A 19,298-nucleotide genomic window follows, 5' to 3' on the forward strand; every position below is an offset into this window, starting at 1 on the left:
CGGGGGACCGCCCGGCCCACGAAAACTCAGCCCTTGCGCAGGATGAGCGCGAGCACCAGCATCGACGCGACGAAGCTGATCCACACGGAAGGCTCCTGCTCCAGCTTCATCCATTCCGCGATGCGGCCGGAGAGGCCGACGAAGGCCAGGTTGATGTAGGCCGCGGTGAGCAGGCCGATGAAAAGCCGGTCGCCGCGCGTGGTGGCGATGGGCAGCAAACCCTTGCGCAGGGTCGTGGGCGACTTGATTTCCCACACCGTCATGCCCGCGAGCATGAGGACGATGCAGACGAAGAACACGGCCACGGGCGTGGTCCAGGCCATCCACTCGAACATGGGGCGTTTCCTTTCAAACCCGGCCCATCGCGAAACCCTTCGCGATGTAGTGCCGCACGAACCAGATCACGATGGCGCCCGGCACGATGGTGAGCACGCCGGCGGCCGCCAGCGTGGCCCAGTCCATGCCCGAGGCGCTCACGGTGCGCGTCATGGTGGCCACGATGGGCTTGGCGTTCACGCTGGTGAGCGTGCGCGCCAGCAGCAGCTCCACCCAGCTGAACATGAAGCAGAAGAACGCGGCCACGCCCACGCCCGCCTTGATGAGCGGCAGGAAGATGGTGAGGAAGAAGCGCGGGAAGCTGTAGCCGTCGATGTAGGCCGTCTCGTCGATCTCGCGCGGGATGCCGCTCATGAAGCCTTCGAGGATCCACACCGCGAGCGGCACGTTGAAGAGCAGGTGCGCCAGCGCCACGGCGATGTGCGTGTCCATGAGCCCCACGGTGGTGTAGAGCTGGAAGAAGGGCAGCAGGAACACGGCCGGCGGCGTCATGCGGTTGGTGAGCAGCCAGAAGAAGACGTGCTTGTCGCCCAGGAACTGGTAGCGCGAGAAGGCGTAGGCCGCCGGCAGCGCCACGGTGATCGAGATCACGGTGTTGATGGCGACGTAGATCAGGCTGTTGATGTAGCCCGAGTACCAGGACTCGTCGGTGAAGATGGTCTTGTAGTTGTCCCAGGTGAAGTGCTGCGGCACGAACGAGAACGAGGAGAGGATCTCGGCATTGGTCTTGAAGCTCATGTTCACCATCCAGTAGATGGGCAGGAGCGCGAAGACGAGGTAGGCGGCCAGGAACAGGCTGCGCTTGCGGAATCGCTTCTCAGGCATGGCCGTCCTCCGTGGCGGTGTCGGTGCCCACGCGCTGCATCCAGTTGTAGAGGATGAAGCACAGCAGCAGGATGATGAGGAAGTAGATCAGCGAGAAGGCGGCGGCCGGCCCGAGGTCGAACTGGCCCACGGCCTTCTGCGTGAGGTACTGGCTGAGGAAGGTGGTGGCGTTGCCCGGCCCGCCGCCCGTGAGGACGAAGGGCTCGGTGTAGATCATGAAGCTGTCCATGAAGCGCAGCAGCACGGCGATCATGAGCACGCCGCGCATCTTGGGCAGCTGGATGTAGCGGAACACGGCCCACTTGCTGGCACCGTCGATGCGCGCGGCCTGGTAGTAGGCGTCGGGGATGGAGCGCAGCCCCGCGAAGCACAGCAGCGCCACGAGCGGCGTCCAGTGCCACACGTCCATGGCCAGCACGGTGAGCCAGGCCTGGGTGGCGTTTCCGGTGTAGCTGTAGTCGATGCCGACGTATTGCAGCGCCGCGCCCAGCAGACCGATGTCGGCGCGGCCGTAGATCTGCCAGATGGTGCCCACGACGTTCCAGGGAATGAGCAGCGAGAGCGCCACGGTGACCAGCACGGCGGACGATTTCCACCCCTGCGCGGGCATGGACAGCGCCAGGCAGATGCCCAGCGGGATCTCCACGGCGAGCACGGCCAGCGAGAAGCCGAGCTGGCGCAGCAGCGCGCCGTGCAGCTCTTCGTCGCGCATGACCTGCGCGAACCATTCGGTGCCCACGAACACGCGGCGCTCGGGCGAGATGATGTCCTGCACCGAGTAGTTCACCACCGTCATGAGCGGCAGGATGGCCGAGAAGGCCACGCAGAGGATGACGGGCAGGATCAGGAACCAGGCCTTCTGGTTCACGGGTTTGGTCGTGGCGCTCATGGCAGAAGCTCCTCGTTCCGGTAGAAGCAGGTGTGGGGGCCCAGCACCTGGAGCCAGACGGTACCGCCGGCGGCCGGCAGGGCCTGCTCGGGCGAGACGCGGGCCTTGAGCGGCTGCTCGCCCAGGCGGGCGGTGAGGAGCTGGTAGGTGCCGATGTCCTGCACCTTGTCCACCACGCAGGGCAGCGCGCCGGCCGCCCCCCGGGGCGCGACCGCCAGATGCTCGGGCCGCACGCCCACCTGCAGCGCGCCCTCGGGCAGCGCGCGCCCGTCCGGCGCCGGCAACTGCTGCGCGCCGATGCGCAGGCTGGCGCCCTCCAATTGGGCGGGCAGGAAGTTCATGCCGGGCGAGCCGATGAAATGGCCCACGAAGACATGCTGCGGACGCTCGAAGAGCGCGCCGGCCGTGCCCACCTGCACGGCGCGGCCGCGCGTCATGACCACCACTTCGTCGGCGAAGGTGAGCGCCTCCACCTGGTCGTGGGTGACGTAGATGAGGGTGAGCTTGAGCTCGTGGTGGATCTGCTTGAGCTTGCGGCGCAGCTGCCACTTGAGGTGCGGGTCGATCACGGTGAGCGGCTCGTCGAACAGCACGGCCGACACGTCGGAGCGCACGAGGCCGCGGCCCAGCGAAATCTTCTGCTTCTGGTCGGCCGAGAGGCCCGCCGCGCGCATGTCGAGCTGGTGGCTCATCTCCAGCATCTCGGCGATCTGCCCCACGCGCTGGCGGATCTGCGCCTCGGGCACCTTGCGGTTCTTGAGCGGGAAGGCCAGGTTCTCGGCCACCGTCATGGTGTCGTAGATCACCGGGAACTGGAACACCTGGGCGATGTTGCGCTCCTGCGGGCTGGCGCGGGTGACGTCGCGGCCGTCGAACAGCACGCGCCCCTGCGAGGGCACGAGCAGGCCCGAGATGATGTTGAGCAGCGTGGTCTTGCCGCAGCCGGAGGGGCCCAGCAGCGCATAGGCGCCGCCGTCGCGGAATTCCATCGACAACGGCAGCAGCGCGTAGTCGCTGTCCTGCTGCGGGTCGGGCTTGTACGAGTGGGCGAGTTCGAGCTGGATGCGCGCCATGTCAGCGCCCTCCCCGGCGCGCGGGCGCGCGCAGCAAGGCGCCGTCGGCGCCGAAGATATACACGTCCCCCGGCTGCAGGTACAGCGTGAGGGACGCCCCCAGCGCGAAGTCGTGCACGCCGGTGAATTGCGCGACCAGCTCGCCCCAGGGCGTGTCGGCGTGCACGAAGGTGTCGGAGCCGGCGATCTCCGCCAGCTCCACCGTGCCGGGCACGGCCACGTCGCCCGGCCGGGCCTGCAGGCGCAGGGCGCTGGCGCGCACGCCGACGGTCAGCCCCGAGGCGGCGCCATCGGGCAGCGGACGCGTCAGGGGCAGCACATCGCGCCCCGCCACGCGCACGCCGTTCGCGCCGGATTCGGCCGGCAGCAGGTTCATGGGCGGATCGCTGAAGGCACGCGCCACGCGCAGCGAGCACGGCGCGTGGAACACCTCGGCCGTGGGGCCGTACTGCAGCAGCTCGCCCTCGTGCAGCACCGCCGTGTAGCCGCCCAGCAGCAGGGCCTCGCCGGGCTCGGTGGTGGCATAGACCACGGTGGAATCGCCCGCGGCGAAGAGCTGCGTGAGCTCGTCGCGCAGCTCTTCGCGCAGCTTGTAGTCGAGGTTGACCAGGGGCTCGTCCAGCAGCATCAGCGGCGCGCCCTTGGCCAGCGCGCGCGCCAGGGCCACGCGCTGCTGCTGGCCGCCCGACAGCTCGGACGGATAGCGGTTCAGGAACATGTCGATGTGCAGCCGCTCGGCCAGCGCGCGCACGCGCTCCTGCACGTTCTTCTCGCCGCGCAGCCTGAGCGGCGAGGCGATGTTGCCCTCCACGGTCATCGAGGGGTAGTTGATGAACTGCTGGTACACCATGGCGACGTTGCGCTCGCGCACGGGCATGCCCGTCACGTCCGTGCCGTCCACGCGCACCCGGCCCTCGGTGGGCGCGTCCAGCCCGGCCATGATGCGCATGAGGCTGGTCTTGCCGGCCTGGGTGGCGCCCAGCAGCACGGTCACGGCCCCGGGCTGGAGCGCCATGTCCATGCCGTGGAGCCAGGTTTGCGCACCGACCTTCTTGCCGATGCGCTCGAGTACCAGATGCATCCCGCACCCTTTCCTGTTGTCGGAACCGTGGCCACCCCTCAAACGGGCAGCGTTTTCGATTTGGTTCATTTTTGTTCTTTATTGTTCGATTCGAATCCAGGTTTACCCTTGATTGTTTCCTTTTTGTTCGTTTTACAGTGAGGGCACCCGCTTCGACCCCTTCCCCGCCCCGACCGCGTGAACACCAATCCCCGACAACTCCTCCTGCTCGAAGAAGTCCGCGCCCGCCGCTCCACCACCGTCGAACAGCTGGCCGAGACGCTGGGCGTGACCCTGCAGACCGTGCGCCGCGACATCCAGCGGCTGGCCGACGACGGGCTGCTGATGCGCTTCCACGGGGGCGTGCGGGTGCCCAGTTCCACCACCGAGAACCTCGGCCACACGCAGCGCGAGACGCTGCATGCCGAGGGCAAGGCGCGCATCGCGCGCGCGGTGGCGCGCGAGGTGCCGCACAACTGCTCGCTGATCCTCAACATCGGCACCACCACCGAGGCGATCGCGCGCGCGCTGCTGCACCACCGCGGTCTGCGCGTGATCACCAACAACCTGAACGTGGCCGCGATCCTGGCCGGCAACCCGGACTGCGAGGTGATCGTGGCCGGCGGCGTGGTGCGCGCGCGCGACCGCGGCATCGTGGGCGAGGCAGCGGTGGATTTCATCCGCCAGTTCAAGGTGGACATCGCGCTCATCGGCATCTCGGGCATCGAGCCGGACGGCTCGCTGCGCGACTTCGACCTGCGCGAGGTGAAGGTGGCGCAGACCATCATCGCCCAGTCCCGCGAGGTGTGGCTGGCCGCCGACCACAGCAAGTTCGACCGCCCGGCCATGGTGCAGGTGGCCACGCTCGCGCAGATCGGCCGGCTGTTCACCGACGCGCCGCCGCCCGGCCCCTTCCCCGCGCTGCTGCGCGAGGCCGGCGTGCACAGCACCGTGGCCGAGTGATCCCCGCGCCCGCGCGCCTCCCCTCCGGCACGGCCTTGCGCACGACAATCCGCACGACGACGCCCCCAACCCCTTCCCCGCCCGCCATGACCTATCTGCTCGCCCTCGACCAAGGCACCTCCAGCTCCCGCAGCATCGTGTTCGACGAGCGCGGCCACATCGTCGCGCAGGCCCAGCAGGAGCTGCCGCAGATCTACCCCCGGCCCGGCTGGGTGGAGCACGATCCGATGGAGATCTGGCGCACGCAACTCGCCACGGCCCGGCAGGCGCTGGCGCAGGCGGGCCTGCAGCCCGCGGACGTGCGGGCCCTGGGCATCACCAACCAGCGCGAGACCACGGTGCTCTGGAACCGCCGCACCGGGCAGCCCGTGCACCACGCCATCGTGTGGCAGGACCGCCGCGCCGAGCCGCTGTGCGCCGAGCTGCGCGAGCAGGGGCACGAGCCGCTGATCCAGGCGCGGACCGGCCTGCGCATCGATGCGTATTTCTCCGCGACCAAGCTGCGCTGGCTGCTCGACCACGTGCCCGGCGCGCGCGAGGCGGCCGAGGCCGGCGAGCTGGCCTTCGGCACGGTGGACAGCTGGCTCATCTGGCAGCTCACGGGCGGCAAGGCGCACGTGACCGACGTGACCAATGCCGCGCGCACCATGCTCTTCGACGTGCGCGCCAACGACTGGGACGACGACCTGCTCGCGCTGCTGCGCATCCCGCGCGCGCTGCTGCCGCGCGTGCAGCCCTCGGCCAGCGACTTCGGCACGACCGATGCAGCCCTGCTGGGCGGCGCGGTGCGCATCGGCGGCGTGGCCGGCGACCAGCAGAGCGCGCTCTTCGGGCAGGCGTGCTTCTCGGCCGGCATGGCCAAGAACACCTACGGCACGGGCTGCTTCATGCTCATGCACACGGGCAGGGCCTTCCAGACATCGCGCAACGGCCTGCTCACCACGAGCGCGGCACAAGTGGCACCCACGCTGGCTGCTTCGCATGCGGCGCTGCCCCCCGAGGGGGCCCCATCCGGCGTGGGGCGGCCCGGCGCCGGACGGACCGACGCCCCGCCCCAGTACGCGATGGAAGGCAGCGTGTTCGTGGGCGGCGCGGTGGTGCAGTGGCTGCGCGACGGGCTGCGCGCCATCTCGTCCAGCAGCGAGGTGCAGTCGCTGGCCGAGAGCGTGCCGGACTCGGGCGGCGTGATGATGGTGCCGGCCTTCACCGGCCTGGGCGCACCCTACTGGAAGCCGGACGCGCGCGGCACGATCACGGGCCTCACGCGCGGCACCACGCTCGCCCACATCGCGCGCGCGGCGCTGGAGAGCATCGCCTACCAGAGCGCGGCGCTGCTGCAGGCCATGAGCCGCGACGCGGTGGCCGCCGGCGGCGCGCCGGTGAGCGAACTGCGCGTGGACGGCGGCGCCTGCGTGAACGATCTGCTCATGCAGTTCCAGGCCGACCTGCTGGGCATCCCGGTGGTGCGGCCGGCGGTGATCGAGACCACCGCGCTGGGCGCGGCCTATCTGGCCGGGCTGTCCAGCGGCGTCTATGGCGGCACCGAAGACCTCGCCTCGCTCTGGCGCGCCGAGCGCCGCTTCCTGCCGACGCTGGGCGCGGCCCGCGCACGGGAGCTGATGGACCGCTGGGAGCACGCGGTGCGGCAGGCCTCGCTGGATTGATGAGGCGCCCCCGGTGGCGCTTCGCGCCGCCGCGCAGCCGCTTCCGTTTTCAGGCAGGCCCTTCGCGTCCCCGGGGTGATTCCTTCATGCGGGATTCCTAGGATCAGGCCCGAGAGCCCCACGGCTTTCCGCCCCCGCCTGCCTCCGCCGACGGGCCTTTTCCACCCCGCCGGGGCCCTCCGGCGCCATCCCGTTCCCGGGCAAGGAGTCCATCCCATGGGAGCCATCCAACGCCTCCGCCGACCGCAGACCAACATCGCGGGAGGCCCCAGCACCCTGCCCGAAAACCGGAGCCAGGCAGCGCGGCAGGCCAGCACCTCGCTGGCGAACTTCCTGCGCGCCAACGGCCAGCCGGCGGCGAACATGAACGATCTCATGAAGATCGCCCGCAACCAGGGCGGCAGCGTGCCCGCCCACGTCTCCGATGCCGCCAGCTTCATGCTGTCGCATCCCCAGCTGTTCTCGAAGCTGGAGTCGCGCGACGAGGCGGCCGGCACGCAGGACGGCATCGCCAGCGTGGAGAGCCTCGACCACGCCGCCACGGGCGCCTTCGACGCCACGCTCGACGAGGGCCTCCGCAGGGGCCCCGCCGCCATGCCCGGTCACGAGGCGCTGGACCTTCTGAATACGTTCCGGGCCGGCAGCCCCGGCAAGCAGCTGGACGCCCAGACGCTCTACCAGCTCGCGCAGCATCCCGAGCCCGACGCGCCCCCCGCGCTGGCGCAGGCGGCGCGGCGTGCGCTGGGCAACACCGACCTGCTGCGCGAGCTCCGGCTGGACGACGGCCCGGGCGTGCCGCGCAAGCCGCCGGAGCCACTGAAGCCGCAGGAGCCGCCGACGGCGGAGCACGCCTATCTGGGCCGCTTCCTCCAGAGCACCGCGCTGGCCGCCAGCCCGCTCGCGCAGGGCTCCCTGGCGCCGGGCTTCGACCTGCGCATGTCGCTGCACTGAGCCCCCCCCCGCCCGCCGCATCGCTTCAGATTTCGCGCAGCGGCTTCGCACCCGGGGTGGCAGGCTTCCAGGCGGTTTTCCATGATGGCTGCCGGTAGCGTTCCACTATCCACATTCCGGCTCGAAATTCGAGACCACATCCTCCCCCCAACATGGCAGGGGAGCGGGCCTGGAAATCCGTCTCCGCTGTCCGAAGAGAGAGCAGTTCCCATGAACACCTCGGTCAACAGCTACACCGCCTCGCTCAGCATCAGCATCGGTGTGACCCGCTCCGGCAAGACGACGGGCAGCACGGCAGCGCAGACCCAGCAGGCCGCTGCGGCGCTGGCGAAATTCATGCGCCAGAACGGCATCGAAACGCTGACGCCGAACCAGCTCTACGGGCTGGCCCGGAACACCTCGGGCGACACGCCGCAGGACCTGTCGGAGGCGGCCAACTTCATGCTGACCCACCCGGACATCTACGCCTTGCTGGAGACGCGGGACGCACCGGGGCGCGACGGCATCTCGGGCGTAGCGAACTTCGACTTCGCCGCGCGTGGCGGGCTCGACGCCGAACTGCGGGACTATGCACCCGATGCCGCGGCGTCCTCCATGACCGAGCAGGCCGCCTCCGGCGCGCTGGCGGCCTTCATGCGCCAGAGCCCGGGGAGCCGGATCGACCCCAACACGCTCTACAAGCTGGCCATGCGGCCCAACAGCGACACGTCCCCGACGGTGTCGGCCGCGGCGAAGTTCATGCTCCAGAACCCCGAGGCCTACCGCAGGATCGAGACGAACGACGTGGCCGGTGCCGACGGCATCTCGGGCGTGGAAAACTTCGAGGCCGCCGCCCAGGGCATCCTGCGGGGGCTGTCCACGGCCCGGATCGGCTCAACGGCCACGCCGCCGCGCCTGCCCGACCTGGGCCGCGTCGCGCCGGTGGCCCCGCGCGCCCAGCAGTCCGCGGACGGCTCGCAGTCCCTGGATGCGCAGAGCGCCGCCCGCATCCTGGCCGACCACATGCTGGGCCGCAAGGGCTTTGCCCGGCTCATCCCCATGACGCCCGAGCGCCTCTACCGGCTGGCCGAGGGCGGCAAGGCCTCGCCCGAGCTGGCGGCGGCCGCGAAGTTCATGCTGCAGAACCCGGACGTCTACCGCGCCATCGAGACCCATGACGTGCCCGGCGCGGACGGCAAGTCCGGCGTCGGCAACCTGCTGGCCGCCGCGCGCGGGCAGATCCCGGGCGTGGGCGGCAACGTCACCAGCGCCACGCGCAACGTCCTGCAGCTGCTGCTGCAACTGCTGCAGCAGCTGCGGGGCGCGTCCCAGCAACAGCCGCAGGCACAGCCGCTGGACGGCCAGAGCGCCGCGCGCATCCTGGCCGACCACATGGTGGCGGAGGCCGGCGGCGCCCGGAACTTCTTCGGCAAGCGCCTGCTGCCCAAGATCCAGCCCATGACGGTCGATCGCCTCTACCAGTTGAGCCAGGGCCAGGGCCCGGTCGCCGAGGCCGCCCGGTTCATGCTCAAGAACCCGGACATCTACCGCGCCATCGAGACGCGCGACGTGCCCGGCGCCGACGGCAAGTCCGGCCTGGGCAACCTGCTGGCCGCCGCGCGCGGCGACATCCCCGGCGTGAAGGGCGGCACCGACAACGGCCTGCGCAACGTGCTCCAGCTGCTGCAGCAGTTGCTGCAGCTCCTCAAGGCCGACGCGGAGCCGAACCCGCCGATGGACGGCCAGAGCGCCGCGCGCATCCTGGCCGACCACATGCTGGGCCGCAAGGGCCTGGCCCGGCTCATGCCCATGACGCCCCTTCACCTCCTGAGGCTGAGCCAGGGCCAGGGCCCCGTCGCCGAGGCCGCCAAGTTCATGCTGCAGAACCCGGGCATCTACCGCGCCATCGAGACCCATGACGTGCCCGGCGCCGACGGCAAGTCCGGCGTGGGCAACCTGCTGGCCGCCGCGCGCGGCGAGATCCCCGGCGTGCAGGGCAAGGCCGGCGGCGCCCAGCAGCTCCTGCCGCTGCTGCTGCAACTGCTGCAGCTGCTGCAGGCCACGTCCGGCGTGCAGGCCCCGCTGGATGGCCGCAGCGCCGCGCGCACCCTGGCCGACTTCCTGCAACAGCAGGGTGGCGGCACCATGACGGCCAACCGCCTCTACCAGCTGAGCCAGGGCCAGGGCCCGGTCGCCGAGGCCGCCAAGTTCATGCTCAAGAACCCGGACATCTACCGCGCCATCGAGACGAACGACCTGCCCGGCGCCGACGGCGAATCCAGCATCGACAACCTGCTGGCCGCGGCCAACGGCAAGGTGCCCGGCGTCGAGGGCGGCGCGGCGGACCGCACCGCCGGCGCGAGCCGCTCGGTGCTGGACATGCTGCTGCAGGTCCTGCAGCAGCTCAAGGGCCAGGGCGCCGCGCCGCAGCCGCCGCAACTGGACGGGCAGGGCTCCGCGCGCATCCTGTCCGACCACATGCTGCAGGTGAACGCCAGCGAGCTGGCCCAGGTCTTCGAGGACACGGACATGTCGCCCGACCGCCTCTACAAGCTGGCCGAGAGCGGCACGGCCTCGCCCGCGGTCGCCGCGGCCGCGAAGTTCATGCTCCAGAACCCCGAGATCTACCGGGCCATCGAGACCTACGACGCGCCCGGCGCCGACGGCAAGTCCGGCGTGGGCAACATGCTGGCCGCCGCGCGCGGCGAGATCCCGGGCCTGGGCGGCACCCCCGCCGCCAACACCGCCGCGCAGGGCAACCCGGCCGCCGCCATCCGCGAGCTGCTGACCCAGGTGCTGGAAGGCCTGCAGGCACGCGAGCAGCAGCGCGTGGTGCAGATCGAGCTGAAGGTGAGCGTGACCCTGAGCGCCCAGGTCGCCGTCAGGGCCTGAGCGCCCACGGCCGGCGCGCCCCCGCCGCCTTGGCGGCACCGGGGGCGCTACCATCCGGCGATGCCTGCCCGCCTGCGGAGCGTCCGCATGCGGGCTTTTTTTCGTTCCACCGGCCCCGGCCGGCACCCTGCACGCCATGACCCTCGACACCTCCCCGAATCCCGCCCCCGACCTGCCCGCCATCGCCTTCATCGGCGGCGGCAACATGGCCAGCGCCATCATCGGCGGCCTGATCCGCCAGGGCCTGCCGGCGTCCCGGATCGAGGTGGTGGAGCCCTGGGAAGAGGCCCGCGCCGCCCTGCGCGCCCACCACGGCATCGAGGCCCGGCCCGAGGCCGGCGCGGCGCTGGAGCGCGCGGGCGTGGTCGTGTGGGCCGTCAAGCCCCAGACCTTCAAGGAGGCCGCCGGGCAGGCCCGCGCCCACACGGCCGGCGCGGTGCACCTGAGCGTGGCCGCGGGCATCCGCTCGGACAGCATCGCCGGCTGGCTGGGCTCGGAATGCGTGGTGCGCGCCATGCCCAACACGCCGGCGCTGATCGCGCGCGGCATGACGGCGCTCTACGCCCGCCCGCAGGTCAGCTCCGCGCAGCGCGATGCCGTGCAGCAGGTGCTGTCCAGCACGGGCGAGCTGCTCTGGGTGGAGGACGAGACCCAGCTCGACGCGGTGACCGCGCTCTCGGGCTCCGGCCCGGCCTACGTGTTCCTCTTCCTGGAGGCCATGGCCCGCGCGGGCGTGGAGATGGGCCTCGCCCCCGAGCAGGCCCACCAGCTCGCCGTGGGCACCTTCACCGGCGCCTCGGAACTCGCGCGCCGCTCCGACGAGTCGCCCACCGTGCTGCGCCAGCGCGTGACCTCCAAGGGCGGCACGACCTTCGCCGCCGTGCAGTCGATGGAGCAGGCGGACGTGCCGGGCCACTTCATCCGCGCGATGAAGGCCGCCCAGGCGCGCGCGCGGGAGCTGGGGGATGAATTCGGGAAGTGAAGGCCCCGCCCCGCGGCGCTGCATGCGGGCGGGGGACGTGGAGGCCGGCGCAGCGCCTTTCGGGCTCCATGTCGCCGTATCCATTCGATAGTTTGCTATTGAAAGAATAGCAAACGGATCGACCTGCCGGGCCGCGCCAGACAGCGCGGCCGCGCCCGGCGACAATACCCGCTGCTGGCATCCACCCGAGGCACCCGACCATGACGCTGACCCACTGGCTCCTTTTCTGCGGCGTCTCGCTGCTGATGTGCTTCACCCCCGGCCCGGCCGTGCTGCTCGCGGTGTCGAACTCGGTGGACGTCGGGGCGAAACGGACGGCGTTCAGTTCGATGGGCAGCTCGGCGGGCATCTTCGTGGTCTCGGGCCTGGCGATGATCGGCATGGGGGCCATCCTCCGCATGTCGGCGAACGCCTTCCTGGTCATGAAGGTGGTCGGCGCGATGTACCTGATCTGGCTGGGCGTCAAACGCTGGCGGAGCAAGGAAGCGCTGATCGGCGGCGATGCGGGCCTCGCGCCCACCGAGCGGCGCGAGCGCAAGAACTGGCAGCTGGTGGCGCAGGGGCTGGGGGTGTCGCTGACGAACCCCAAGTCCATCCTGTTCTTCTCGGCACTGTTCCCGCAGTTCATCGTGCCCGGCGCGCCCCTGTTCACCCAGTACCTGCTGCTGACCACGACGTTCGCGGTCTGCGCGCTGATCTCGCACGCCTTCTACGTGGTGCTCATCTCGCTGGTGAAGGGCCACGTGGCAGCGCATGCGAAGCTGTTCAACCGCATCGTGGGCGGCACGTTCATCGCGCTGGGCCTGGGCCTGCTGAAGACGCGGCACAAGCTGGGCTGAACGCCGGGCCCGTGCAGGGCAGCCACGGCGCCGCGGGCGGGCGGCATGGAGGCGCTTGCGTGCTCTTTTGGCCCCTGGGTCGCCGTATCCATTGAATAGTTTGCTATTAATTAAATAGCAGACACCCTCACCGCAGCGCGAACCCCGCCACGATGCCCGCGAACAGCGTGAAGCCCAGCCAGTGGTTCTGGCTGAACGCGCGGAAGCACCCCTCGCGCGTGCGGTGGCGGATGAGGCGCCAGTGCCATGCCGCCTGCGCGAGCACGGCCGCCACGGCAACGGCCAGCGGCGCGCCCAGGCCGAGCGGCGCGAGCGCCCAGCCCCACAGGGCCGCGAAGCCGAGGTAGAAAGCCATCACGGCCGCAACGTCCCGGCGGCCCAGGGTGATGGCCGAGGTCTTCATGCCGATCTTCAGGTCGTCGTCGCGGTCCACCATGGCGTATTCGGTGTCGTAGGCCAGCACCCAGCACAGGTTGCCCAGCACCAGCCAGAGCGCCAGCAGCGGCACGTGGCCCTGCACCGCCGTGAAGGCCATGGGGATGCCCATGCTGAAGGCCACGCCCAGCACCGCCTGCGGCATGGACACGAAGCGCTTGGCGAAGGGGTAGGCGATGGTGACGGCCAGCGCGGGCAGCGACCACGCGATGGTGGCCGCATTGGTCGTGAGCACCAGGCCGAAGGACACCAGCGCCAGCACCGCGCCCACGGCCAGCGCCTCGCGCGCCGACAGCGCGCCGCTCGTGACCGGCCGCTGCGCCGTGCGCTTGACGTGGCGGTCGAAGTCGCGGTCGGCCACGTCGTTCACGCAGCAGCCCGCGCTGCGCATGAGGATGGTGCCCAGCGTGAACACGGCCAGCAGGTGCCAGCCCGGAAAGCCCCCCGCCGCGATCCACAGCGCCGAGAGCGTGGGCCAGAGCAGCAGCAGCCAGCCGGCCGGCCGACGCCAGCGGATCAGGTGAAGGTAGAGCGCGAGGCGGGACGGTGGCGGGGGGTGCGGTGCGGTGCTCTGCATGGAAGCCGTGGAGTAACAAGAACGCGGGAACGTGTCGCGATCTTACGGCGCCGTGCCATTCGTCAACGCGGCCTCGAACCGTGCCAGTTCTTCTTCGAACGTGCCCCGCTGCCGGAACCGCCGGCCCGCCCGCTCGTACCAGTTCTCCGCATCCTCCAGGTCGCCCTCCTGCAGGTGCAGCAATCCGTGCAGCCAGGCGGCGAGCAGACCCTCGTGGCGCTGGACATGGTCGTGCGCGGCGTTCCACCGGCCTTCCCGCAGCCAGGCCAGGATGTCGTGCAGATCGGCGGGGGCTTCCATGGCGGGCGTGTCCCGGTCAATCGGCCCGCAGCGCTTCTTGCACCTTGTGGCTGTCCACGTACTGCTCCATGCTCACGATCCTGCCGTCCCGGAGGCGGTAGAGGTGGGCGAAGGTCGCGGTCATGGCGCGGCCGGTCTTGCGGTAAGTGCCCGAATAGACGCCGAAGGCGGCCACGCGGTCCCCGTCGGCCAGGTAGGTGTGGACCCGGGCCTGGTAGCCCTCCCACTCCGTGCCCAGTCGCTGGAACACGCCCGCGACGATCTGCTCGGGGCCGACGTAGGTGCCCGCGTACGGAAAGCCGGCGGCCTCCGTCCACGTGGCGTCCGGTGCCAGCACCGCCAGCAGGTTCTTGCCGTTGTCCTGCGACGAGCCTTCATAGGTCGCACGGATGATGTCGAGGTTCGTCGCCATGGGGTTGTCCTCCGGGCTCAGCCCCACTGCATCTCGCCCTTGGCCACCTTGGCCCCGATCTGCAGGGCGGGTGCCAGGCCCGCCCGGGGGTAGCGCTGGTTCATGGCCGCGATCAGCGCGTCGCCGCTGGCCGCCCTGGCCAGCTCTTCCTCGAACGCCAGCAGGTATTCCCGGGTGTCATTCACGGCCGAGACGTCCAGCGCACCGTTGGCGGCCAGGTGGCCGGGCACCACCACGGACGGCTTGCGCGCGGCGATGGCTTCCAGGTTCCTGACCCAGGCCGCACGCGCCGCGGGTGTCGGGGTGTCGGCCGTCCAGACGTGCAGGCCCGAGAAGACCAGCACGCCGCCGAACACGGCATTCAGCGAGGGCACCCACAGGTAGCGGCGGTTCTCCAGGCCCTGGGCCTTCACGATCTCGATCGCCTGGCCTTCCAGCGTGAGCGCCGGGCCATCGAAGGCTTCGGGGAAGACGATGTCGTCCAGCTTCTGCGGGCCGTTCTCCTTGAGCTGCGGGGCCCAGGTGGCGATCTTCTTTTGCACGTTGGCGCGGATGGCGGCGAGGGTCTCGGGCGCGGCGATCACCCGGGCCTGCGGGAAGGCGGCCCGGATGGGCGCCAGGCTGAAGTAGTAGTCCGGGTCGCTCTGGCTGATGTAGATGGTGGTCAGCGCCTTGCCCGAGGCCTTGATCGCGTCGGCCACGGCGCGGCCGTCGGGCAGGGAGAAGCCGCCGTCGATCAGGAGGGCCTCCCTGGCGCCGGACAGCAGCACAGGCGCCCGGAAGAAGCCCTTTTCCCCGGCGGGGAAGTGCGTCCACTGCAGTGGGGCCGGCGTGCCCGATGCGGTGGCGCAGCCGGCCAGCGCGGTGGTGGCGCCAGCGGCGGCGGCGGTCTGAACGAAATCTCGGCGAGTCATCATGGTGGGCCTCAGGCAAAGGTTGGGAAAAAGAAGAAGAACGTCAGGCGGCGGCCAGCTGCTCGATGAAGGCCTGCGGGTTGGAGAACAGGGCGCTCGAATGCAGCAGGTGGCGCAGGCCCTCCGCCTCCAGGATGAAGGCGGGCACGCCACGCGCGCCGAATTCCCGCAGCAGTGCCTGTGCCTGCGCGACCCGGGCCCGGTGGGCATCGGTCAAGCCGGCATCGGGCCGGACCAGCAGGGCCGCCGCGTGGTCGATGCCGAGGCCTTCGAGCACGGCGGCCAGCGTGTCCAGCCGCGTGATGTCCAGGCCATCGATATAGCGGGCCTGCTGGATGGCCTTGAGCGCCTCCATTTCGCGCTCGGGCGCGGCCAGGGCAACGGCGGTCAACGCCACGGAGGCAGGGCCGCTGTCGAACATCTGCTGGCGAGGAGAGGCCAGCACCTCGCTGCGGTAGCGCTCGGTGAAGCGCTGGCCCGTCAGGCGTTCGATGCGCTGGTCATTGCTCCACGCGTAGGCGGCGAAGTCGGCGTCCATGGGCCGCGCGCCCTCGCCGGAGAAGAGTCCGCTGGGCCACGGATGCAGCGCCATGCCGGCCCTGTCCGCCAGGGCGGCGACCGTGCCGCTGGCGCCGTAGCACCATCCGCAGAGGGGGTCGAAAACGTAATGCAGGGTCTTGCTCATGGAGGGCTTCGCTTCATTCGATGCCGTGATGGTAGGAGCGACGCATTGACAGATAAATGGTGATGAAATAGATAGACCGTATGCAAGAAGCAAACAATCCAGAAGACTCCGGCCCGGGCAGCCTCGCCAACCTCCGGCGGTTGGCGTACTTCGCGGCCGTGGTGGAGGCCGGCAGCTTCACGGCGGCGGCGGACCGCCTCGGCATCACCAAGGCCGTGGTCAGCCAGCAGGTCGCGCGGCTGGAGCGCGAGTTCAGAACCACCCTGCTCACCCGCACGACCCGCAGGGTCGCGCCCACGGATGCCGGCAGGACGTTCTACCAGCGGTGCGCGCTGATCCTCAAGGAAGCGGGCGACGCGTTCGATGAACTGGCCGAGGTCGCGGCGGAGCCCACCGGCACGCTGCGCCTGACGGCGACGCTCGACTACGGCATCACCTCGATCGTGCCGGCCATCGCGGAATTCACGCGCCGCTACCCGCAATGCAAAGTCGATGCCGTGTTCAGCGACCAATCGCTCGACCTGATGTCGGGGCAGGTGGAGCTGGCGATCCGCGTGGGCTGGTTGACGGACCTGAACCTGCAGGCCCGGCAGATCGGGACGTTCAGGCAGCTCCTGGTGGCAGCGCCCTCCCTCGCCGGGCCGGTGGCGCGCCTGGAGGAGCCCAAAGACATCGAGGCACTGCCCTTCGTGGCGAACACCGCGCTGCGCGATCCCGCGCACTGGAGCTTCTCACGCAACGATCTGGAGCGGCAGAGCGTGACCGTCCGCCCCGCCATTTCCCTGGACGCCACGCTCGCGGTGCGCGAGGCCGTGCGCCAGGGCGCGGGCCTGTCGGTCCTGCCGGACTTCGCCATCGCGGAAGATTTGGCGGAAGGCCGGCTGATCCAGGCACTGCCGCAATGGGGCCTGCCCTCGGGCGGCATCCATGCCGTGTTTCCCGCCTCGCGGTTTCGCCCGGCGAAGGTCCGCGCCTTCGTGGAGCTACTGCATGAAAGGGTTTCGGGGAACCGCGGGCCGGGGTGACGGGCCCGCTCCCGCCGTGGCGGCCCGGGCCACCGGCCGCCTAGCCCGTCGGCCGGGGCGACGCCCGCTGCGGCGGGCGTGGGGTGGGGAGGGATGGGCTCAGGCTTCCAGCAGCGAGCGCAGCATCCACGCCGTCTGCTCGTGCACCGTCAGGCGCTGCGTGAGCAGGTCGGCCGTGGGCTCGTCGCTCGCCTTGTCGGCCAGCGGGAACAGCTCGCGGGCGGTGCGCGCCACGGCTTCGTGGCCTTCGACCAGAATGCGCACCATCTCCAGTGCCTGCGGCGGCGTGGAGGGCGCGTCGGCCAGCGAGGTGAGCTTGCCGAACTGCGCGTAGGAGCCGGGGGCCGCGTGGCCCAGCGAGCGGATGCGCTCGGCGATGGGATCGACGGCGTTCCACAGCTCGGTGTACTGGCCCATGAACATCGCGTGCAGCGAGTTGAACATGGGGCCGGTCACGTTCCAGTGGAAGTTGTGCGTGGTGAGGTAGAGCGTGTAGGTGTCGGCCAGCAGGCGCGAGAGGCCCTGCGCGATGGCCGCGCGGTCCTTGTCGCTGATCCCGATGTTGATGCGCGGCGCCGTGGCGGCCGCGGATTTGCCAGTAACGGGTTTGCCGGAAGCTTTGGGCATGGAGAACTCCTTCGGTGGGGAAACGGGTACGGAACCTGCGGCGCCGGGCGGCCCGCCGATCACGGGAGCCGGCCGCGCGCCGTGCCCGGAGCACTGTAGCGCAGGCCGGCGCTCAGAACGTTTTCACGACCTCAGTTTTCCATGGCGCGGCGCACCACCCGCAACGCATGAAACCGGCGCCGCGTAGCACGTACCTGGGGGCAGCCCGCTTCGACCGCCAGGACGCCAGCAGAACCGCCAATCGTCTGATCCAGCGACTGCAGCAGATCGGCTACCAAGTCACCGCTGTGGCGAGGTGAACGGCGTAGTTTCATTTCAGGATCAGGAAGAGGATGCGACAGACGTGGAGGATGAGTAACGCGCTACCACCGAGGCATCGTCATTTTTCATGACCGCCCCCGGAATCCTTCTCCACGCAGTTCTCCAGAAAAATATGGAGCAACAAAGCAACCGGCACCCACCACCACTCCCACCAGATGATCGCAACCGCCCAGCATCCCCATATCGTGAGCACGATGCTCCACACCACTGCGCGGGAAAGTCGAATCTTGCTCATCAGGGCACCTTCACTCCGGTGGCCCCCCACCGGACGTAAACGAAGTAAGGATAGATACGCACCGTGCCGGCAGGTGTAGGGAGGTGGATGGGAACGCGAGAAGCCTTATCGATGAACAGATTCAGCGGCCTCCCGATGCGGGTCATGTACACCCCGGGGCCGTATATCCCCTGCTGAATGAACCGACTCGAATTTATGGCGCCAGTCCTCGCGATGGCCGCTGCCCCCGCTTCCGTGGTGAAGTGGATGAGATTCTTCGGCAACGCCGCGAAGCCGTATCCCGCAGCACCCAAGACCGTGGCTGTGGTCGGAGCTACATCCGGGGTCCATAGCGCCGCGAACACACCCGGTACATGTGCCAGCGGCGCGAGAGGGCTCCGGGAAGTGGCTGCGACATCGGCCCAATACTGCGCCGCATTGTCGGCCGCCAGGGTGGACTGGCGGTAGAGCTGACGCAGCTTGAACATGAAGCGGCTGATGGTGCCTGCGTCGGAAATCTGCACGGGGGTGCCGCAGCCCTCGCGGCGGCAGGAAATTGAAGCGTCGGCCATGGATTACTCTTTTTCTGCGAATGCTGCGGGACACAGATCACCGCAGCGCGCTGGCCCCCCGCCAGCGCCGGGGATTACGTGCGCCCAAGCTTTCTCAAAACTTACACCCGCACCAGAGAATTGTTCCGCTTGGAAACAGGGACGACTACCATCCGCCTCGGACCAAATTGCGCAATAGTTGCACCGACACTCGCATGCATCTCAGTTATCCATAGCACTGCGCGCCACCCGCGATATGAAACCGGCGCCGCGCCTCTCGTCCGGAGGCCACGGAGCAGGCCATGCCAGCAAACGCCGTGGAGCGAGCTTCGCTCGGCCACTGGCGTCGCCCCCCTTCCCGCAGGAGAAGGGGCTGAAGGCCGCGGCTCCAAGCCTGCCTGCGCAGGCTTGGACGGTCCTGAAGAGCTGCCGCCTCTGGCGGCTGCACCGAGGCGCGAAGCGCCACAGGGGGTTGTTATTTCATCTCAGTTATCCATTGCGCTGCGCGCCACCCGCAGGACATGAAACAGGCGCCTAATGGCGGGCGCAGCGTCCGGCACCGAGGTCGGTTCGTACTTGGTGCTTCGAGCCCGTATCTCAGTTGGACCCGCGGCCTCACGAGCACCCCAGACTGTTGCCCTGAGCCTTCGGTTCTTGAGCACGCATTTCAGACTTCGATGACGTGGGCCGCACGCCGATGGCGCCGCGAACAGGAGGTTGTCATGGAAGTGATCTACCCGCGCTGCGCGGGATTGGATGTGCACAAGCAAACGGTGGTGGCTTG

The 19,298-nt window shown here is 69.7% G+C and carries 21 protein-coding genes; 7 read left to right on the forward strand and 14 right to left on the reverse strand.

Annotated features, from left to right (window positions below; all coding sequences use genetic code 11):
* Positions 1–26: 26 nt before the first annotated feature.
* Genes AX018_RS09845 through AX018_RS09865 form a run of 5 tightly spaced genes read right to left on the reverse strand, consistent with a single transcriptional unit; the run spans position 27 to position 4,204 of the window.
* Entirely contained in the window at positions 27–335 is a 309-nt protein-coding gene (locus AX018_RS09845) for a DUF2160 domain-containing protein (protein WP_111877108.1), read from the reverse strand.
* Positions 336–348: 13 nt separating this feature from the next.
* The gene (locus AX018_RS09850; RefSeq protein WP_111877109.1) at positions 349–1,161 is read right to left on the reverse strand and encodes a carbohydrate ABC transporter permease; all 813 of its coding nucleotides are present in this window, start codon (positions 1,159–1,161) and stop codon (positions 349–351) included.
* Positions 1,154–2,050 carry a carbohydrate ABC transporter permease gene (locus AX018_RS09855; protein ID WP_111877110.1) on the reverse strand — a complete coding sequence of 299 codons (897 nt, stop codon included), beginning with the start codon at positions 2,048–2,050 and terminating at the stop codon, positions 1,154–1,156. The genes AX018_RS09850 and AX018_RS09855 overlap by 8 nt, the downstream gene beginning before the upstream one ends.
* Entirely contained in the window at positions 2,047–3,123 is a 1,077-nt protein-coding gene (locus tag AX018_RS09860) for an ABC transporter ATP-binding protein (protein WP_111877111.1), read from the reverse strand. Before AX018_RS09860 ends, AX018_RS09855 begins: the two co-directional genes overlap by 4 nt.
* A gap of 1 nt (position 3,124) precedes the next feature.
* Positions 3,125–4,204, reverse strand: a complete 1,080-nt coding sequence (locus tag AX018_RS09865) for an ABC transporter ATP-binding protein (RefSeq protein ID WP_111877112.1) — start codon at positions 4,202–4,204, stop codon at positions 3,125–3,127.
* A 177-nt stretch (positions 4,205–4,381) separates the two neighbouring features.
* Between AX018_RS09865 and AX018_RS09870 the strand changes: the two genes are divergently transcribed.
* The 6 genes from AX018_RS09870 (at position 4,382) to AX018_RS09895 (ending at position 12,453) form a co-directional block, all read left to right on the forward strand.
* The gene (locus tag AX018_RS09870; protein ID WP_111877113.1) at positions 4,382–5,146 is read left to right on the forward strand and encodes a DeoR/GlpR family DNA-binding transcription regulator; all 765 of its coding nucleotides are present in this window, start codon (positions 4,382–4,384) and stop codon (positions 5,144–5,146) included.
* 86 nt (positions 5,147–5,232) lie between these two features.
* Positions 5,233–6,810 carry a glycerol kinase GlpK gene (gene glpK, locus AX018_RS09875; RefSeq protein ID WP_111877114.1) on the forward strand — a complete coding sequence of 526 codons (1,578 nt, stop codon included), beginning with the start codon at positions 5,233–5,235 and terminating at the stop codon, positions 6,808–6,810.
* 216 nt (positions 6,811–7,026) lie between these two features.
* Positions 7,027–7,761, forward strand: coding sequence for a hypothetical protein (locus AX018_RS09880; RefSeq protein ID WP_111877115.1), 735 nt, complete (start codon positions 7,027–7,029; stop codon positions 7,759–7,761).
* A 210-nt stretch (positions 7,762–7,971) separates the two neighbouring features.
* Entirely contained in the window at positions 7,972–10,632 is a 2,661-nt protein-coding gene (locus AX018_RS09885; RefSeq protein WP_111877116.1) for a hypothetical protein, read from the forward strand.
* A 136-nt stretch (positions 10,633–10,768) separates the two neighbouring features.
* The gene (gene proC / locus AX018_RS09890; protein WP_111877117.1) at positions 10,769–11,614 is read left to right on the forward strand and encodes a pyrroline-5-carboxylate reductase; all 846 of its coding nucleotides are present in this window, start codon (positions 10,769–10,771) and stop codon (positions 11,612–11,614) included.
* Between the two features lie 200 nt (positions 11,615–11,814).
* On the forward strand, positions 11,815–12,453 hold the full coding sequence (locus tag AX018_RS09895; RefSeq protein ID WP_111877118.1) for a LysE family translocator: 639 nt from the start codon (positions 11,815–11,817) through the stop codon (positions 12,451–12,453).
* Positions 12,454–12,580: 127 nt separating this feature from the next.
* Here the strand turns inward: AX018_RS09895 and ubiA are convergent, their stop codons facing one another.
* From ubiA to AX018_RS09920, 5 genes are read right to left on the reverse strand one after another with little or no spacing between them, the layout of a single operon-like run.
* Positions 12,581–13,465, reverse strand: coding sequence for a 4-hydroxybenzoate octaprenyltransferase (ubiA, locus tag AX018_RS09900; RefSeq protein ID WP_111877119.1), 885 nt, complete (start codon positions 13,463–13,465; stop codon positions 12,581–12,583).
* A 42-nt stretch (positions 13,466–13,507) separates the two neighbouring features.
* The gene (locus AX018_RS09905; protein WP_111877120.1) at positions 13,508–13,765 is read right to left on the reverse strand and encodes a hypothetical protein; all 258 of its coding nucleotides are present in this window, start codon (positions 13,763–13,765) and stop codon (positions 13,508–13,510) included.
* 16 nt (positions 13,766–13,781) lie between these two features.
* A complete protein-coding gene (locus AX018_RS09910; RefSeq protein ID WP_111877131.1) occupies positions 13,782–14,177 on the reverse strand; it encodes a nuclear transport factor 2 family protein in 396 nt (131 codons plus the stop codon).
* 17 nt (positions 14,178–14,194) lie between these two features.
* A complete protein-coding gene (locus tag AX018_RS09915; protein ID WP_111877121.1) occupies positions 14,195–15,094 on the reverse strand; it encodes an MBL fold metallo-hydrolase in 900 nt (299 codons plus the stop codon).
* A 40-nt stretch (positions 15,095–15,134) separates the two neighbouring features.
* Positions 15,135–15,776, reverse strand: coding sequence for a DsbA family protein (locus AX018_RS09920; protein ID WP_111877122.1), 642 nt, complete (start codon positions 15,774–15,776; stop codon positions 15,135–15,137).
* Positions 15,777–15,856: 80 nt separating this feature from the next.
* Between AX018_RS09920 and AX018_RS09925 the strand changes: the two genes are divergently transcribed.
* The gene (locus AX018_RS09925; protein ID WP_111877123.1) at positions 15,857–16,801 is read left to right on the forward strand and encodes a LysR family transcriptional regulator; all 945 of its coding nucleotides are present in this window, start codon (positions 15,857–15,859) and stop codon (positions 16,799–16,801) included.
* A 99-nt stretch (positions 16,802–16,900) separates the two neighbouring features.
* On the opposite strand, the gene AX018_RS09930 is transcribed toward AX018_RS09925, so the two are convergent.
* The 4 genes from AX018_RS09930 to AX018_RS09935 all read right to left on the reverse strand — a co-directional run bounded on the left by AX018_RS09930 (position 16,901) and on the right by AX018_RS09935 (position 18,535).
* On the reverse strand, positions 16,901–17,428 hold the full coding sequence (locus AX018_RS09930) for a Dps family protein (protein WP_111877124.1): 528 nt from the start codon (positions 17,426–17,428) through the stop codon (positions 16,901–16,903).
* A gap of 131 nt (positions 17,429–17,559) precedes the next feature.
* On the reverse strand, positions 17,560–17,742 hold the full coding sequence (locus tag AX018_RS25230) for a hypothetical protein (protein WP_170146223.1): 183 nt from the start codon (positions 17,740–17,742) through the stop codon (positions 17,560–17,562).
* A 65-nt stretch (positions 17,743–17,807) separates the two neighbouring features.
* On the reverse strand, positions 17,808–17,984 hold the full coding sequence (locus tag AX018_RS25235; protein ID WP_170146224.1) for a hypothetical protein: 177 nt from the start codon (positions 17,982–17,984) through the stop codon (positions 17,808–17,810).
* Complete coding sequence (locus AX018_RS09935; protein WP_245951500.1) at positions 17,984–18,535, reverse strand: hypothetical protein; 552 nt, start codon at positions 18,533–18,535, stop codon at positions 17,984–17,986. Before AX018_RS09935 ends, AX018_RS25235 begins: the two co-directional genes overlap by 1 nt.
* Positions 18,536–19,298: the final 763 nt, after the last annotated feature.

The organism is Paracidovorax anthurii (assembly GCF_003269065.1).
GTDB lineage: Bacteria > Pseudomonadota > Gammaproteobacteria > Burkholderiales > Burkholderiaceae_C > Paracidovorax > Paracidovorax anthurii.